Origin of the sequence: Campylobacter sp. RM10537 (genome assembly GCF_022369435.1) — a bacterium.
Classification (GTDB): domain Bacteria; phylum Campylobacterota; class Campylobacteria; order Campylobacterales; family Campylobacteraceae; genus Campylobacter_D; species Campylobacter_D molothri.
This window is the reverse complement of the sequence record NZ_CP059597.1, coordinates 1,261,781-1,279,335: the sequence shown is the minus strand read 5'-3', so window position 1 is coordinate 1,279,335 and position 17,555 is coordinate 1,261,781. Positions and strand designations below refer to the sequence as shown.

The window sequence follows — 17,555 nt, the reverse complement described above, 5'->3', positions numbered from 1 at the left end:
TTAAAAATAGAAACTATATGAAAGGCTTACAATGGGAACAAGAAAAGAACATGATTTTATAGGAGAACTAGAAATTCCTGATGATGTTTATTATGGAGTGCAAACTTACAGAGCTTTAGAAAATTTTAAAATGAGTGGAAGGGTTTTAAAGGAATATCCATTTTTTGTTAAAGCTTTTGCACAAGTTAAAAAAGCAGCAGCTTTGGCTAATAAAGATTTAGGTATGGTTCCAGCCGATAGGGCTGATTATATTGTAAAAGCTTGTGATAGAATCATCAATGGTGAATTTTTAGATCAATTTGTAGTTGATATGGTTCAAGGTGGTGCTGGAACAAGTACAAATATGAATGCTAATGAAGTAATTACAAATGTTGCTCTTGAGATGATGGGTCATAAAAAAGGTGAATATCAATATCTTCATCCAAATGATAATACTAATTTTGGTCAATCAACTAATGATGCTTACCCAAGCTCTATTAAAGTCGCAGTTCACGCTAAAATGGGTGATTTGCTTAAAGCTATGGAAATATTAAAAAATGAATTAGAAATTAAAGCAAAAGAATGGAAAGATATATTAAAAATTGGAAGAACAGAGCTTGAAGATGCAGTTCCTACAACCTTAGGAAATACTTTTAATGCTTTTGCAAGTTATTTAAAAAGCGATATAGAAAAAATCACTAAAGCAAGAGAGTCAATGACATATCTAAATTTAGGAGCAACAGCAATCGGAACAGGAATTTGTTGTCATCCAGATTATAAAGACTTAGTTGAAAAATACTTAAGTGATATAACAGGCACCACCTTTAGGCCTGCGGAGGATTTTATAGCAGCTACTCAAGATACAGCTGATTTTGTTCATGTAAGTGGAGCTTTAAAAACTGCTGCAGTAAGACTTTCAAAAATTGCTAATGATATAAGATTAATGAATTCAGGCCCAAGATGTGGTTTAGGTGAAGTTAATTTACCTCAAATGCAACCAGGTAGTTCTATTATGCCAGGAAAAGTAAATCCAGTCATTCCAGAAGTTGTAGGAGAGGCTTGTTATGAAGTTATAGGAAATGATGTTACCATAGCACTTTGCTCAGAAAGAGGTGAATTTGAGCTTAATGCGTTTGAGCCAGGAATTGCTTATGCTTTATTTAATTCTTTAGTCCTTTTAGAAAATGCAATGTTAACTTTAGCCAATAAAGCAATCAAACACTTAACAGCTAATCCTGAAAATTGTAAAAAAACCATGTTAAATTCTGTTTGTTTGGTTACTGCTTTAAATCCTTATATAGGATATGAAAATTCAGCATCAGTTGCAAAAGAAGCTTTGCAAACTGGAAAAAGTGTTGCTGATATAGTTTTAGAAAGGGGCTTATTAACCAAGGAAAAATTAGATGAATACTTAACTCCTGAAAATATGTTAAATCCGCGTATTGAAAAATAAAAAAGGTTTTATTATGAGTGTGGAGTTGATTTTACAAATAGTCGTCTTTTTGGGTTCTATTTTTATAGGAATTCGCTTAGGGGGTATAGCTATAGGCTATGCAGGAGGTATAGGAGTTGTTATTTTAGGACTTGCTTTAGGTATGAAGCCAGGTAGCATTCCTTGGGATGTTATTTTAATTATTGCTGCAGCTATTGCAGCAATTTCTGCAATGCAACAAGCTGGTGGTCTTGATTATATGGTAAGGCTGACTGAGAGATTTTTAAGAAGGCATCCGAGATTTATTAACTATCTAGCTCCAATTTGTGGATGGCTCTTGACTCTCTTAGCAGGAACAGGCAATGCCGTATTTTCTTTAATGCCCGTAGTTGTCGATGTTGCAAAATCTCAAAATATTAAACCTTCAGTTCCACTTTCTTTGATGGTGGTTGCTTCTCAAATAGGTATTACTGCATCTCCTGTAAGCGCTGCCGTTGTTTATATGAGTGGGGTTTTAGAACAATTTGGATGGAATTATCCAACATTATTAGGAATTTGGATCAGTACAACTTTTATCGCTTGTATTTTAACAGCTTTTATAGTTAGTCTTATTACTCCATTAGATCTTAGCAAATGTAAAATTTATCAAGAGCGTTTAAAAGTAGGGCTTGTTAAGGATGCTAATGAAGTTTTGCAAGCACAAGATAAACCAGGTGCTAAACTTTCAGTTGGAATTTTTCTAATTACAGTTTTATGTGTGGTTTTGTATGCTACAGCAATTTCTAGTAACATTAGATGGATAGATCCTGTTGTTATTCCAAGAGATTCTGCGATTATGAGCTTTTTATTAACAGCAGCTACTTTGATTACTTGGTTTTGTAAAGTGGATCCAGCAAAAATTTTGGATACAAGTGTTTTTAAAAGTGGTATGACGGCTTGTGTTTGTGTTTTTGGTGTTGCTTGGCTTGGAAATACTTTCGTTTCGGGTCACACACAAGAAATTACAGATTTAGCAAGCAATTGGGTAAAACAAATTCCAGCAACACTTGCGGTTGCATTTTTCTTTGCTAGTATGCTTTTATATTCTCAAGCAGCTACAGCTAAAGCTATTGTTCCAGTAGTGATTGCTTCTTTAGGTATCACCGCTGCCAATCCAAATGATTCTTATATGTTAGTGGCGTGTTTTGCTGCAGTTTCTGCACTTTTTGTTCTTCCAACTTATCCAACCTTACTTGGTGCTGTGCAAATGGATGATACTGGAACAACAAGAATAGGTAAATTTATCTTTAATCACTCTTTCTTTATACCAGGTGTTTTAGCTATTGCGATTTCAGTAGCTTTGGGTTTTGTTGCAGCTGGTTTTTTAAAGTAATCAATAATAGCCTTGAGGGCTGTTATTGATTTTTTGGTATAGTTTAGAATAATTTTTATTTTTTGGATTATTTTAAATGTATCAAATAATATTATTCTTTTTTATATTTATTTTAAATGCTTGTTCAACTCATCAAGATCAAAATTTATTTTATGAAAAAGAATTATTCTCTAAAAAATGTGATCAGGATTTTTTTAAAAAACAATTACAAGCAATTAATAAAAATGATGATATTATTTTTAAAGGCTTAAATACAGCATATATCGCTAGAGATTGTAAAGATTTTAATTTAAGCAATACTATTTTCGATCAGGTAGAAAATTCTTATAAATATGATGTTGATTTACAAAATATTACCCATAAAAGTGTGGATTTTATCAGTTCTACATTAATAAATGATGGGATTAATGATTATCAAGGTGCTTGGTATGAAAGGACTATGGTAAATGTTTACAAGGGTTTAAATTTTATGAGTTTAAAAGATTTTTCAAATGCCAGGGTAGAGTTTAATCGAGCTTTAGCAAGGCAAGAAATAGCTAAAGAATATTTTGCTTCTCAAATTCAGCAGATGCGAAAAAAGGCTGAAAAAGAAGAGAATTTTAAACAAAATATAGATCAAAATCTTAAAATTATTGCAAGACAATATAGTAATCTTTTTAAAGAATTTCATGCACAAAAAAATTATACAAATGCTTATGTGACTTATATTTCTTCGGTATTTTTTTTCATGGATCATGATTATCAAAAAGCTTCTGATTTATTTAAAGAAGTTTATGCAGCATACAATAATGACAAAGAAATACAAAAAGAATTTGAAATGTTTGATCGATATTCTAAAGCTTTAAATCCGCAAAAATTAAAAAAACATATTTTTATCATTTATGAAAATGGTCTAAGCCCTAGATTAGATGAATTTTCACTTACTTTACCTTTTATTTTTGATCAGCATATTGTAACAGCAAGTGTAACTTTACCTACTTTAAAAAAAAGAAAAGAATCTTTTGCTTATTTAAATATTTTTGATGGTAAAAATATGAATCAAACAGTAAAAATTTTCGATTTTGATGAGGTGGTTGCGAGTGAATTTAAAGAAGAGTTAAATGCTAAAATTATAAAATCTTTAATATCAAGCCTTTTTAAAACGAGTTTAAACATGGCTGTGGCAAAAAATGATCAAAGTGGAATTTTGACTTTTGCTACGGATATTTTTACGACTGTAACAACAAGGAGTGATTTAAGAATCTGGAATTTTTTACCTAAAAATATTCAAATTTTAATGATAAATAATGATGGCTTTATTAAAATTCAAGATGAAAATAATAATTTGATATATTCTAATTCTTTGGATCAAAATAAAGATATATTAATTTTAGTTAGATCTTTTAATCCATTAATTTCAAGTGAAATTTACAAAATTGAAAATTAAACAAAGTATAATAGTTTTAAAAAAAAGGAAATAAGATGAAAAATTTATTTTTAGCAGCTTCTTATATTTTTTTAGTTTTTTTTCTCGTAGCTTGTGGATCGCCTATTTACACTGATGGTTATGCGAGTCAAAAAAAACAAGGAGATGCTTTAACTTTGGGACTTGATAGGGAAGACTTTGAAAAAACAGCACAAAAAATGATTGAAAGTATGTTAAAGGATCCTGCTTTTGCTAATATTTCACAAGGTCAAAGAAAAGTTATAGCTATTGGAAAAATTATTAATGATACTCCTCAAAGAATTGATACAAATAAACTTATAAGTAAAATAACTATAGCGCTTCGAAAATCAGGTAAATTTATTCTTACTACGGCAGTTGCAGCAGGAGGTGCTCAAGATGACATGAGTGAAGCTGTAAGAGAGCTACGCAATAATGAAGAATTTAATCAAAATACTATTTCCAAAAAAGGAACTTTAGTAGCTCCAGATTTTTCTTTGAGTGGAAAAATTCGTCAAGATACTGTTAAGCTCAAAAATGGTGATATACAAGCAGAGTATTTTTTTCATTTAACGCTTACAGATTTAAATTCAGGGCTTGCTTATTGGGAAGATGAAAAAACAATTGACAAAACAGGAACAAGCAAATCGGTGACTTGGTAAAATGAGAAAATTTTTTGTTTTAATAGCTTTTTTCTCTTTACTTTGGGCTGAAAATCAAAATATTATAAAAGCTCAAAATGAAAAGAATATTATTATTTATGATTACTCTCCCGCTCAAGATGTAAATTTTAGTAATATTCAAAGTCTAAAAATACTTCCGCATCAAAGATCTAAATTTCAAAAAATTATGCAAGGTATAGGGACGGGTCAAACGAGAGAAGATGCTTTAAATAATGCTTTAATTGATGTCTTATCCAAGCTTAAGGGGATATCAAAGTTTAATTTAAGACAAGAAATCAAAAATATTGATTTTAAATTTTCAGCTTTAGGAGAAGTGATTCAAGATTCAAAGAATATACTTCAAAATATAATTAATGGGCGTATTGATAGCTATGAAGTTACTTCTGCTGAAAATAATGGAACAAGTTGGGAAGTTAAAATATTGGCCTATAAATATCTTTATCAAAATGATCAAAAGCCTAAACTAATACTTTTTGATGAAAATTATGGAAAATTAGGAGAAAATTTAACCCAAGCTTTAAATAATATTTTCTCTAATGATAGTTATTTTACTCTTTTGGAAAGAAAAAACGATTTTAAAAGCGAAGATAAACTTATCGAAAGTGCTCAAGGTTCTAGTGATGAAAGATCTAAACTAGGGAATGTTTTAGGTACTGATTATATTTTAGAGTATAAAATTTTAGATGTATCTAAGCAAAATAATTATATTACTTATCAAGATGATAAAAAATTAAAGATAAATATCTCTTTTAAACTTATATTTTATCCTACAAGAGAAATAGTATTGTCAAAAACTTTAAGTGCGAATTTTATGCTTGCTCATGATATTCAAAAAGAGCAAAAATATTGGGAAAATATCGCTTTAATGATGCAAAAATATATACAAAATTCTCTTTTTAATACCAACGCATTTGATGAAAATAAGCAAGACAAAGGCAAAGATTCTACTTATAAGCTTCATGAAAGTGGTGGGGTTGATCTTGGATTTTAGTTTTGCTTTGATTTTTTAATTTGCAAATTTTATAAATTCATTAAACATTAAAGAAAAATTTTATAAAATCAAAGTTTTTCTAAACCATTAAAGCTTTTAAATCCTAATCGGTGCTTTATGGTACTTACCAAATTATAAGGAAAAGCAATGTATGCTATTATGAAACACAGCGGAAAGCAGTATAAAGTTAGCGTTAATGATGAGTTAAAGCTAGATCACTTTGAAGCTGAAAGCAAAGCTATTATTGAAGTGAATGAAGTACTTGCAATTTGCGATAAAGATATTAAGGTAGGTGCGCCTTTCGTAGCAGGTGCAAAAGTTGTTTTAGAAGTGATCAATCACGGAAAAGATAGGAAAGTTGTAATTTATAAAAAAAGACGCAGAAAAGATTCTAAACTTAAACGAGGTTTTAGAAGACAATTTACTCGCGTTATGGTTAAAGATATTAAAGCTTAAGGGGTAAAAGGATGGCACACAAGAAAGGTCAAGGTTCAACTCAGAATAATCGCGATTCTATCGGTCGTCGTTTAGGTGTTAAAAAATTTGGTGGCGAATTTGTTAGAGCTGGAAATATCATCATTCGCCAAAGAGGAACAGCAACACACGCAGGTAACAATGTGGGTATGGGAAAAGATCATACTATCTTTGCTTTAATTGATGGTTTTGTTAAATTTGAAAGAAAAGATAAAGATAGAAAAAAAGTTTCTGTTTATCCTGCTTAATTTCTAGGTTTTTGCCTAGAAATTCTTTCAATATATTTCTTAATTAAAATTTAAGACAAAGAGTTAATTTATAAAAAATCATTAAAATATTTATGAATGCTTAGTTTTCGATCTTATAAATTATTCAATATGTTTTTATAGTTTATTTTTGTAAAAACTTTATTTAATTTTTTTAAATTATTAGATCTGTTATGACTTTAATTAAATTCAAACAATTCAATCAATTTTCAGAAAATAGTTTTTATTTTTTAAATAAATTCTTTTTTAACTCTTTTGAATTTTTTAATTTTCTTTTTGTTATACTTCTTTTCAAAAAAATTTAAGGTTAATAATGTTTATAGATAGTGTTAAGATTACTTTAGCTTCAGGTGATGGAGGTAAAGGCGCTGTAAGTTTTCGTCGTGAAAAACATGTTCCATTAGGTGGCCCTGATGGTGGCGATGGCGGAAATGGTGGAGATATCATTTTTATATGTGATAACAATACACATACTCTTGTTAATTTTAAAGGTAAAAAGGAACTTCGTGCGCAAAATGGTGCAGCTGGTATGGGGCGTAATAAAAATGGAAAAAAAGGTGAAAATTTAGAACTCATTGTTCCAGAGGGTACTCAAGTTATTGATGCTCAAACAAATGAAATTTTACTTGATTTAATTAAAGAAGGACAAAGAGAAGTATTTTTAAAAGGTGGAAAAGGCGGGCTTGGAAATACTCATTTTAAACACGCAACCAATCAACGTCCCGATTATGCACAACCTGGTATAAAAGGAGAGAGTCGTTTAGTAAGACTTGAGCTCAAATTGATCGCTGATGTAGGACTTGTAGGTTTTCCAAATGTGGGAAAATCGACTCTTATTAGTGTAGTTTCAAACGCAAAACCTGAAATTGCAAATTATGAATTTACCACACTAACACCAAAACTTGGTCTTGTTGATGTAGATGAGTATAATTCTTTTGTGATGGCAGATATTCCTGGTATTATCGAGGGTGCAAGTGGAGGAAAAGGTTTGGGCCTTGCTTTTTTAAAGCATATAGAAAGAACATCTTTTTTACTTTTTGTGCTAGATCCTTTAAGAGAAATGCCTTTAAAAGAACAATTTGTAGTGCTAAGAAATGAGCTTGAAAAATTTTCTAAAGAGCTTTTTGGGCGTAAATTTGGTATCATGATTTCAAAAAGCGATAGCGTAAATTTAGGTGTTGATTTTGCGAAACAAATCGCAGAGAATATAATAAATTTAAAAGATTATTTAAAAAGCATAGAAAATCCACAAAGTTTCTTAATCGAGGTTTCAAGTCTTGAAAAAACAGGGCTTAAGGAGCTTAAATTTATGCTTTTAGAAGAGATTAAGAAGTTAAGGAAAAAAACTTAAAAAGCAACGTTTAGTAGGTATATTATTTTTTATTGCGGTATTTTTGTCATCACAGAAGAAGAGTCAAAGCTTATTTAGAGTGGAATCTATTTGTTGATTGTAAGAATTATTTTATTGTTTATAGTCAATATCAATTAAATAAAAAATTGATTTTATAATAAGGATTTATGTGTCCAGTAGTGAAAATTTTAAAGATTTTGTTTTAGATTAGCTTAAACTTTGTGGAAATAAATATACTTTTCATACTAGAAAAATGTTTGGAGAATATTGTATTTATGTAAATAATAAACCTATATTTTTAATTTGTAATGACGTATTATATATTAAGCAATTTTATTTTTTAAAAAGAATTTTAAAAAATAATGAAAAAAATTTCCCTTTTTCTAAAGCAAAATTATGGTATATTATCGATATTGAAAATATAGAAATTTTAAAACGGGTTGTAGAACTCTTTTTAAGTAGTGATTTAATTTTAAAGGATGAGAAATGAAAAAAATGATTTTAGCTTTTTTTATGATTGCAACTGCTTCTATTTTACAGGCTAAAAATTTAGAAATCTACGAGAGTCCTACTTGTATGTGTTGTGATTATTGGGCAGCTTATATGAAGAAAAAAGGTTATAGTGTAAATGTGCATAAAACAGATGATTTTCTAAAAATTAAAGATCAATATGGCGTCAAAAACGAATATCAAAGTTGCCATACAGGAATTATTGAAGGCTATGTTGTTGAAGGACATGTTCCTGAAAGTGCTGTAGCTTGGCTTCTTGAAAACAAACCAAAAGATGTTATAGGAATTTCAGCTCCTGGAATGCCACAAGGAAGTCCTGGAATGGAACAAGGTTATAATGAAAAATATCCTGTAATTTTAATGAAAAAAGATGGAAGTTATGAAATTTATGGTTATTTTTTAGGAGATCAAAAACTTTAATTGTTTGAAAAAAAGGATGAGATTAATTTTTTATCCTTTTAATTTCATTTTCAAGTATATGATAAGGTGTTAATCCTATAAATTTTTTATTCATTTTTCCTGCTTCAAAAAAACTAATTACGGGAACTCCATAAACACCACCTATCGCATCTGAAAGATATTTAGCTGCATTTTTTTCGTAAAATAAAGTTAATTGAGTTAAACCTTTATCTTGTGCCCAATTTTTAGCATCATTAAGATTTTTTGCATTTCCTAAAATCACAAAAATATTAAAATTATAATTTTGAATTAATTGTTGTAAAATTTTGATTTGTTCTTTACATACTCCACAATCTTTAGTAAAAAATACTAAAGCAAAATTTTGATTTTTTTGATCGAGTTTTAATGTTTTTTCAAAACCATTATAAGAAAAATTATAATTTTTATAATCTAAGCTTTTAAAATTTTCCCCATCGCTACAAGATATAAAAAATAAAGCTGTGATTAAAGCAATGAAATAAGCTTGGACTTTAAATTTTCCCAAGGTGTTTCTCCTAAAATTCTATCTTTTATAATTCCATTTTTAATGATTATAGTGGTTGGTGTTGCAAATACAGCATATCTATCTTGAGTTATTTTAAGATCATCTTTTAAAATTTTGACGTTTTTAAAATCAAATTTTTTAGCTAAAGATTGTATAGTTTGCATATCATTAGCTGAATTGATTGCATAAACGCTAATTTTATTTGGATAATTTTGTATAAAATCATCTAAATAAGGCAATTCTTTTAAGCAAGAAGAGCAACCGTTCTGAAAAAAAACCAATACTTTTAAATTATTTTTATCATCATTTAAATTGATTTTATTGCCCAAGAGATTTTTAGCTGAAATTTCTGCTGCAACTTCTCCTATTTTTGCACTTTTATGATTTTCAAAAGAGCATGCGTTAAGTAAGAGTAAAGCAATAAAAATATATAAGTATTTCATTTTAAAACTCCATGATGTAAACATATAGTTCTATCGGCAAATTTAGCTAAATCTGGATTATGAGTAATTAGAACAATCGTCTTTCCTTCATTTTTGAGTTTTTTTAGAGTTTGAAGAACGATTTCTTCATTAGCTTCATCTAAATTTCCTGTGGGCTCATCTGCAAGCAAAAGTTCTGGATTGTTAATTAGAGATCTTGCAATACAAACTCTTTGTTGCTCTCCTCCGCTAAGTTGATTAGGCAAATGACTTAAACGATGCGAAAGACCAACTTTTTCAAGCATCATTCTTGCATCTTCTTCATCAATACAAGAATGATAATATTGAGAAAGTATCACATTTTCTAAAGCATTTAAATAAGGAATAAGATGAAATTGCTGGAATATGAGCCCTATTTTTTCTCTGCGTAATTGTATTTTTTGTTCTTCGTTAATTTCTTCTAAATTTTGTCCATCTAAGATATATTGGCCGCTGCTTGGAGTATCCATTAAGGATAAAATATTTAAAAGTGTTGATTTTCCACTTCCTGATGGACCCATAATTGCAAGCCATTCTCCTTGATAAACATTTAAATTGATATTATTTAAAGCTTTAACTTTGCCAAAATTTTTACTAAGATTTGTTATTTTTATTAATTCTTTCATTTAATCACCTTTCAAATTATCACAAATATTAATTTTTAAAGCCTTTTTTATAGGCAAAAAAGCAGCAAAAAAAGCAAAAGCTAAAGAAATAATGATAGATATTAATACTGCTTTAAATCTAAAATCAATACTGGAATTAAAAATTAAATAGCCAAAAATATTAGCCAAAAATATTCCGCAAAATGCTCCTATAATACTTGCTATCAAGCTTACAATGAAACATTCGCTTGCAAAAAGTTTAAAAATTTCACTCTTTTTTGCACCTAATGCCAAACGTAAAGCAATTTCTTTTTTTCTGGAAAATATAATAGAACTTAATGTGGTATTGACACTAGTTGTGACTATAATTAAAACAATAATGACGATTAAAAACATTAAGGTTTTTATTTTTTTAAGAACTAAATTTTCGCTCAAAGATACCGATGATATAGGTTTAACATTAATAGTATTATCACTAATAGCTTGAGTTTGACTCCAAACATTTTGAAAGTTGCCATCAACTATAGCATTAGCATAATTAATACCTTGAGTATCGCTTAAATTTTGAATCACATTTAAAGATGCTAAAGCGATACTATCAAATTCATCATTACTTGAAAATATAGCTTTAATGGTTAATTTAACACTTTTTCCATTGTTTGGATTGTAAATTTGTAATTCATTTCCTACTTTAAGCCCTAATTGTTTAGCTAAATCAATACCCAAAAAAATAGAATTATCATTAAAATCTCTTAAAGAAAAGCTCCCGTCTTTTATCTCTAAAAAAGGTTTAGTAAGCTTTAAGGCTTTAAAATCTGTTCCTAAAACAACAGCACTTGTGCTGCCTAAATTTAAAAATTCGTATAAAAATGGAGTTAAAGCTCTAGCTTTTAATTTCTGTTTGATTTCTTCATATTTAGCATTAGAGATAAAATTTTCATCTATATTTTTAGGACTTATAATCACATTTGCTCCATAAGCTTTTAATTCTTTTGAGAGTTTTATATCTATGTCAAAATAGATATTTAAAAATGCTGAACAAGTTAATGCACCTATGAAAATGGATAAAATAATAATAAAAAGTCTTTGATAGGAAAAACTAAGGCTTTTAAAAAGTTCGTTTAGAAAAAATCTATTTTCCATAAAGCACCTCCACCGGAGAAAGATTGGAAATATGCCTTATGGGAATTAAGCAGCCAATTATAGCTATTAAACCAGCAAAAACAAGACTTAAAGGTAAAGCTATAAAAGCAATATCAATAAAATAGCCAAAAATATTAAGGCTAATAATTTCTGAAATTCCTATGCCAAAGATAAATCCAAAAATTGCAGCAATAAAAGCTACGATTAAATTTTCACTTGAAAAGATTAAATAAATTTGAAAAGTATCAGCTCCAAGAACTTTTAAAAGACCTATTTCTCTTTTTCTACGATGAATTTCTGAATTCATAAGGCTTGAAATAGCTATACTTGAAATGATGATACAAATGATACAAGTGATCGACATTAAAGATTGAATTTTTTTAACAATCAAATTTTGAGCATCACTAATAGCATTTAGTACTTTTACATCAGAACCTGGTAATCCATCTTTAATTTGACTAGCAATAGAACCTACATAGGCAGAACAATACCATTTATCGTATTCAACTTGATCGAGTTTTTCTTCTCCTAAGCGGCGTACTTTTTCAGAAAGTGCTGATTCGGGTATAGTAAAAGCTCTAACTTCAGCACTTGAGTAAAGTCCTTGTTTATCGAGTAATTCTTGAGCAAGATGTAAAGGAGCGATGATTTTATTTGACATTTTAGGATTTGTGTGCAGTAAAATTCCTACAATTTTAACTTCTTTTGAAATATTGTTTTCTCCTATTAGGGTTATATTTTCTCCTATTTTAAATTTAGAATTTTTAGCCAAATCTTCACCAAGCATAATTTCATTACTATCATCTTTTGCCCAATTTCCTTCTACTTTAAGATAGGGATAAAGGGTTTGAATTCCTGTAACAAAATCATCATCATCCTTTATTTTAATTGCTTTACTAAAATAAGTCCCATATAGTAGAGTTTTCATAGTTTTATTATTGTTTTTAATAATAATTTTTCCATCTAAAAAAGGAGCTAGTGCGGTGATATTGTTGCGCCAATAAATATCTTTAATCATGTATAAATTTTTTTCTTCCAGATAGTTTTTATTTTTTAAGGGTTCATAAATTTCATTACCTATTTCAATGTTTAAGTTAGAACCTTTAGGTAAAACAAGTATATTTGATCCATAGCTTTTTAATTGTTCTGTAACTTCATTTCCTATGCTTAAAGTAATATTTAACATAATGCAGAGTAAAAGGGTGGCTAAAAAACAAGTGAGAAAAGCTAGAAATTTTTGAATTTTATTTTTAAAAATAGAATTGAGAATTATTTTAGCCAACATCGTTTCTCCTTTGGATTAAAAACTTAGCTTCCGTATCTCCAATAAATTTCAAAGGATCTTTTTTAAATTCTTCGTAGTTTTTTTCATTGATAAAATAATAAGTAATTCCTTTATAGCTATAAGAAAACGGTGCTTTTATATTAATAAGTTTATCTTTTGAAACAGGATCACTAACTTGAATTTCTTTGATTTGATTGAAATAATTAGATCCAGCAACTACATCTTTTACATCAATGATAATTCTTTTACCATCATAAATATATTTTAAAGGAATAGGATTGCATCCGCCAGATTTACCTACGCTCGGTAAGAAAATACGGACATTGCAAGAAATACAAATTAATTCTCCATCTTTTTTAATATATCCCATATCTCCACAAATCATGCAAGCATCAAAAACAGCAACAGGAGAATCTCGATCTTCTCTTTTATTGATCAAAAAAAATCTTACAATTTTACCTTCAGGTGTTACATAAGCAAATCTATGAAGCTTATTATCTCTTAAAAGAGCTACATCAAAGATAAATTTGCCTTCAGCATTAGGTAAAATTTCTTTAGGTTCGTCTATAACTAAGGGTTTAGAGCTGATCATAAAAAAATACAAAACAATACAAAAACTCACTACACAAGCAATAAAAACACTTGAAAAATAAGAATTAATTAGATGATTTTTTGCTTTATCTTTGCGATAATTTATGTCTAAAATTGCATGTTTGTTTAGATTATTTTTGCGAATTTTTAGACTTAAAAAAGCAAGGATAAGGATTAAGATAATATAAAGATAAATTTTAAAAGTGCCAAAATAATTGCTTTTGCCAACAAAACTAACTAAAAATGATTCGGTATTGATAATTGAATTTCTCATTAAAGTAAGTAAAATATTAGCCAAAGCATGATCCATTTCTACCAAGATGGTAAGACAAAAAACAATAAAACTTACTTTTTTGTTGATTTTTTTTTGCCATTTTAAAAAGAAAAAGATTAGAACGCAAATAATGAAAGCTAAAAACATAAAGCCTAAAGATATAATCGTTTGACTATCTAATAAAGAATTGCTAAATATAGGAAAATCTTGGTTTGCATAATAATAATTTAAAGCTATACAAAAACTTAAAATAGTTGATAAAGTTAAGTTTAAAATTTTAAATTTTTCCAAAAAATAAAATATAAAACTTACAAGTAAAGAAGCTATAAAAATAAAATTGAAATTAAATATCAAATTATCAGTTTTTAAAAATTGTGCGGATATAAAAAATGCAAAGTATCCAAATAAAAATCCTAAAAAAACCGATATAAAGGTCTTTATAATGTATTTTTTCTCAGGATTTATAAAAGCTATTAAAACACTTAAAGGTAAAATATTGGAAATAAAATTGATAAAATATATACTCATAATCTTTCACTTTTTTATATTGATAAGAGTTATTATTACATAAAAAACTTTAACAAGTGTAAAAAATAAATAAATTTATAAAAAGATTTTAATTGAATATATTTAAAAATAAACCAAGATTCTATTTTTTAAAGTATAAGAAGTATTTTTAGAAATTCTATGAATAAGAATTTCTAAAAATATAAATTATTTTGGTGTGCCAGTATATTTAAATTTATAATCAACTTTAAAAGGCTCAAACCATTTACCTACACCAGTTTCTTCATCAACATGGCGTCCAAATCCTTGTTTTTCAGGATTTGAAATATAAAAAGTAAGTTCATAATTACCTACCCCAAAGCCACCTTTTTTGTCTTTTTCCATAGCGATATTAGCACCATAATGAGGACCATCATCTGCAACCATAGGCATCAAAGTTCCACGTTTAATGGCCCCAGTATCAGTATTTTTAAGTTCATAAGCTATAGTTAAATAAGGCATCCAAAATCCTTCTGGAAGTCCATTAGGATTATTTTTAGTCGCATGAATATCTGCTTCTAAGTGAATATCAGCCAATGAAGCTGCAAGGTCAATTCCTCTTGGCTCCATTTCAATTGGCTGAAGATAAACAGCTGCTATTTCCATTCCATTTAACTCTTTTGGATCCCCAATCGGTACTTCACCTGCAAAAAGATTAATGCTTGTAATTGCTGCTATAACAGCACCAGATAAAATTTTTTTCATTTTACTCCCTTTTTTGAAATTTGTTTTGTCATTAAAATACCAATAATTAATAAAATTAATACTATGAACTGCGGTATTAAAGTTTCATAGTAAGGATAAATTCCAAGCCATAATATAGGCTCAAAATTAATAGGGATTAAGCTAGGAAGAATAATCTTTCCCTCTATAAGTTCTGCTATGCCTTTGCCTGTAAAAACAAATACCATATAAAAAATAATATATGAGGTAATGTAAAAAAATTGCTTAACTGGAATGCGAATAGCTCCTGCTTTTAAAAGAAAGTATAAAACAATAAGAATTAAAATTCCAAGGCCAAGTCCTCCAAATATGGCACTTAAATCTGTACTAGTTTTTGCATCAAAAAGTAAAGCTTGATAAAAAAGTACTGTTTCAGCACCTTCTCTATAAACAGCTAAAAAAACAGTAATCCAAAGTGTTTTTGCACTATTGTTTGAAATAGCATCAATTGCGCCTTGTTTGATAAAACTAGCCCATTTTTTATTTTGCGCATTGGAAAGTAGCCAAAATCCAACATAAAATAATAAAAGAACCGCTATGAGCATTGTAATGCCTTCTATAAGCTCTCTGCTTTGTCCTGCATTTTCCTTAAAAATCCAAGAGACAGCAAAAGCAGTAATAAAACTTAGTATAATCCCCGTAAAAAGCGCACTATAGGCTATATTTAGGCGATTTTTATTACCACTTTGAACAAGATAAGATACAATAGCAACAACGATAATTAAAGCTTCTAAACCTTCGCGTATGATAATTCCCAAAGCCCATATAAAAAGGGAATAAGGTGTAGAATCTTGAATTTTATCTATGCCTTTTTTGATGAATTTTTCCAATTCATCAAAAGTAGCTTTAAGTTCTTTTTTATCAGCACTATTTTTAATCAATGCAACACTTTGGGAAAATAAACTTTCAATTTTTAATTTTAAGTTACTATTAACTGCACCAATTTTATTTTCCATTCCACTAGCTTCAAAAATATCTAAATAGGTATTTTGTAATTCATTAATAGCCGAAATATTAAAACCATTATAATTATTTAAAATTTCATTTAAAGCAACTTTGATATCATCTCCTACTTTAGAATAATCTTTTCCTTGATTTTCGTTATTAAAACCTTTTAGTTTTAATTTTGAAAGTTCTGAATTTGGAATTTGTAAAAATATATCAAAAAGCTGTTGTTCTATATTATCTAAATCATCTCTTAATTTTCTTTCATCAAGTTTTTGCTCATTAATCTTGCGCATTAATGTTCTTAGAGCTTGTTGAAATTTTTGATCATTTCCCGCTTTAGTAAATTTATTGATAAGAATTTCAACTTTTGTATTTCGATAATCATTGAATAAAGCATCATTTAATAAATTTTTACTTTCATTATAATTTCCATTTTTAAAAGCATTTGCAGCTAGAGTAAATTTGGTCGAAATATTATCAAGAATAAATTGCAATCTTGCATCCATAGAAGCTGCAGCTTGAAGATCTTGATCAATATCTTTAGAATTTAAATTTGATAAATGAGCACTAGTGTTTGTATCAGTGTTATTTGATAAGGGTTTAACACCTGTAATTTGCGCAATTAAAGCTTCAGCATCAGCTTCTCTTTTGGCATTAGCTTCTAGACTAGATTTCTCAGCAGCAGCTTTATCATAGTTAGTTTGACTAGCTTCTGCTTTTAATTTATATCCATTTTGTAAAATTGGAGCAACTTCATCTAAATCATAATAAAGACTTTCAATGAGTGCATTGATTTGTTCTAAAGAGGATTTTTCTTTATACATACGACGCAAATTAATAAATTTACGTTCCATGGTAATAGCTTTTCGACCTATATTTCTACCTATAGGGCCTTCCATATTTTCAAAATGTTGAAAATAAGCATCTTCACTTAGTTTTTTTGCTTGTTGGGCATCACCTTTTTTATATAACTCTAAACTTTGTTTGAGGATGCTTTTAATTATATTTGCTTCGGCAATATAATTGTCGACTTTGGCAAAAACAGTTGTTGCGAAAAAAAATAAAAAATAAAAAAGTATTATTCTAAAAATTTTCATTATTATTTGCTCCATAAACTATAATTTTAATTATTAAAAATAATATTTATTATCAATTATAAAAGTATAGTACCAATAATCTTAAATAGGACTAAAAAAATAATTTACAATGAAAATTTACATTTTTAATTTTCAAAAGATAGATTCTAAAAAATGCTATTAATTTTTTTAAAATATTTCCGATATTATTTAAATGTCTTTGCTAATTAAGACTAAAATTAAAATAAGGAGGGCGTTATGATTTCAGATGCAACCATGAGTAATGCAAACTTATTAACAGCAGTTAATACTTCAGTATTAAAAAAATCTATGGATACAAATGAAACATTAATGAGTAAGCTTATTGAAGGTATGGAGAATGTCTCTGAAGCCTCCGCTCCAAAAGCTTCGAGCTCTGGTGGTTTAGATATTTATGCTTAATATCTGACAATTAGGATGCAAATTTGTATCCTAATAAA

The 17,555-nt window shown here is 28.3% G+C and carries 19 protein-coding genes; 11 read left to right on the top strand and 8 right to left on the bottom strand.

The window, feature by feature from the left end; translation table 11 throughout:
• Nucleotides 1-31: 31 nt before the first annotated feature.
• The 10 genes from CMOL_RS06515 (at nt 32) to CMOL_RS06470 (ending at nt 8,901) form a co-directional block, all read left to right on the top strand.
• On the top strand, nt 32-1,432 hold the full coding sequence (locus tag CMOL_RS06515) for an aspartate ammonia-lyase (protein WP_239820169.1): 1,401 nt from the start codon (nt 32-34) through the stop codon (nt 1,430-1,432).
• A gap of 13 nt (nt 1,433-1,445) precedes the next feature.
• The gene (locus CMOL_RS06510; RefSeq protein ID WP_239820168.1) at nt 1,446-2,783 is read left to right on the top strand and encodes an anaerobic C4-dicarboxylate transporter; all 1,338 of its coding nucleotides are present in this window, start codon (nt 1,446-1,448) and stop codon (nt 2,781-2,783) included.
• 76 nt (nt 2,784-2,859) lie between these two features.
• Entirely contained in the window at nt 2,860-4,209 is a 1,350-nt protein-coding gene (locus CMOL_RS06505; protein WP_239820167.1) for a COG3014 family protein, read from the top strand.
• Nucleotides 4,210-4,244: 35 nt separating this feature from the next.
• Nucleotides 4,245-4,868, top strand: coding sequence for a penicillin-binding protein activator LpoB (lpoB, locus tag CMOL_RS06500; protein WP_239820166.1), 624 nt, complete (start codon nt 4,245-4,247; stop codon nt 4,866-4,868).
• A 1-nt stretch (nt 4,869) separates the two neighbouring features.
• Nucleotides 4,870-5,880: a CsgG/HfaB family protein gene (locus tag CMOL_RS06495; RefSeq protein WP_239820165.1), complete on the top strand. Its 1,011-nt coding sequence runs from the start codon at nt 4,870-4,872 to the stop codon at nt 5,878-5,880.
• 147 nt (nt 5,881-6,027) lie between these two features.
• Nucleotides 6,028-6,336, top strand: coding sequence for a 50S ribosomal protein L21 (gene rplU / locus CMOL_RS06490; protein ID WP_239820164.1), 309 nt, complete (start codon nt 6,028-6,030; stop codon nt 6,334-6,336).
• An 11-nt stretch (nt 6,337-6,347) separates the two neighbouring features.
• Nucleotides 6,348-6,602 carry a 50S ribosomal protein L27 gene (gene rpmA / locus CMOL_RS06485; protein ID WP_002800974.1) on the top strand — a complete coding sequence of 85 codons (255 nt, stop codon included), beginning with the start codon at nt 6,348-6,350 and terminating at the stop codon, nt 6,600-6,602.
• 331 nt (nt 6,603-6,933) lie between these two features.
• A complete protein-coding gene (gene obgE, locus CMOL_RS06480) occupies nt 6,934-7,971 on the top strand; it encodes a GTPase ObgE (RefSeq protein ID WP_239820163.1) in 1,038 nt (345 codons plus the stop codon).
• Nucleotides 7,972-8,224: 253 nt separating this feature from the next.
• A complete protein-coding gene (locus tag CMOL_RS06475; RefSeq protein WP_239820162.1) occupies nt 8,225-8,461 on the top strand; it encodes a TfoX/Sxy family protein in 237 nt (78 codons plus the stop codon).
• Nucleotides 8,458-8,901 carry a DUF411 domain-containing protein gene (locus tag CMOL_RS06470; RefSeq protein WP_239820161.1) on the top strand — a complete coding sequence of 148 codons (444 nt, stop codon included), beginning with the start codon at nt 8,458-8,460 and terminating at the stop codon, nt 8,899-8,901. The genes CMOL_RS06475 and CMOL_RS06470 overlap by 4 nt, the downstream gene beginning before the upstream one ends.
• 22 nt (nt 8,902-8,923) lie before the next feature.
• Here the strand turns inward: CMOL_RS06470 and CMOL_RS06465 are convergent, their stop codons facing one another.
• The 8 genes from CMOL_RS06465 to CMOL_RS06430 all read right to left on the bottom strand — a co-directional run bounded on the left by CMOL_RS06465 (nt 8,924) and on the right by CMOL_RS06430 (nt 17,097).
• Entirely contained in the window at nt 8,924-9,424 is a 501-nt protein-coding gene (locus CMOL_RS06465) for a TlpA family protein disulfide reductase (RefSeq protein WP_239820160.1), read from the bottom strand.
• A complete protein-coding gene (locus CMOL_RS06460) occupies nt 9,385-9,867 on the bottom strand; it encodes a TlpA family protein disulfide reductase (RefSeq protein ID WP_200282534.1) in 483 nt (160 codons plus the stop codon). The genes CMOL_RS06465 and CMOL_RS06460 overlap by 40 nt, the downstream gene beginning before the upstream one ends.
• Nucleotides 9,864-10,511 carry an ABC transporter ATP-binding protein gene (locus tag CMOL_RS06455; protein ID WP_200282532.1) on the bottom strand — a complete coding sequence of 216 codons (648 nt, stop codon included), beginning with the start codon at nt 10,509-10,511 and terminating at the stop codon, nt 9,864-9,866. The genes CMOL_RS06460 and CMOL_RS06455 overlap by 4 nt, the downstream gene beginning before the upstream one ends.
• Nucleotides 10,512-11,633 carry an ABC transporter permease gene (locus CMOL_RS06450; protein ID WP_239820159.1) on the bottom strand — a complete coding sequence of 374 codons (1,122 nt, stop codon included), beginning with the start codon at nt 11,631-11,633 and terminating at the stop codon, nt 10,512-10,514.
• Nucleotides 11,623-12,918 (bottom strand): ABC transporter permease, encoded by a 1,296-nt coding sequence (locus CMOL_RS06445; RefSeq protein ID WP_200282527.1) that lies wholly within the window; start codon nt 12,916-12,918, stop codon nt 11,623-11,625. Before CMOL_RS06445 ends, CMOL_RS06450 begins: the two co-directional genes overlap by 11 nt.
• Nucleotides 12,908-14,311, bottom strand: a complete 1,404-nt coding sequence (locus CMOL_RS06440) for a Fe-S-containing protein (RefSeq protein WP_239820158.1) — start codon at nt 14,309-14,311, stop codon at nt 12,908-12,910. Before CMOL_RS06440 ends, CMOL_RS06445 begins: the two co-directional genes overlap by 11 nt.
• Before the next feature lie 186 nt (nt 14,312-14,497).
• A complete protein-coding gene (locus CMOL_RS06435) occupies nt 14,498-15,034 on the bottom strand; it encodes an iron transporter (RefSeq protein ID WP_239820157.1) in 537 nt (178 codons plus the stop codon).
• Nucleotides 15,031-17,097 (bottom strand): FTR1 family iron permease, encoded by a 2,067-nt coding sequence (locus CMOL_RS06430; RefSeq protein WP_239820156.1) that lies wholly within the window; start codon nt 17,095-17,097, stop codon nt 15,031-15,033. The genes CMOL_RS06435 and CMOL_RS06430 overlap by 4 nt, the downstream gene beginning before the upstream one ends.
• Nucleotides 17,098-17,334: 237 nt before the next feature.
• Here CMOL_RS06430 and CMOL_RS06425 point away from each other — a divergent pair, with 237 nt between their 5' ends.
• Nucleotides 17,335-17,517, top strand: coding sequence for a YjfB family protein (locus CMOL_RS06425; RefSeq protein ID WP_200282515.1), 183 nt, complete (start codon nt 17,335-17,337; stop codon nt 17,515-17,517).
• Nucleotides 17,518-17,555 lie beyond the last annotated feature (38 nt).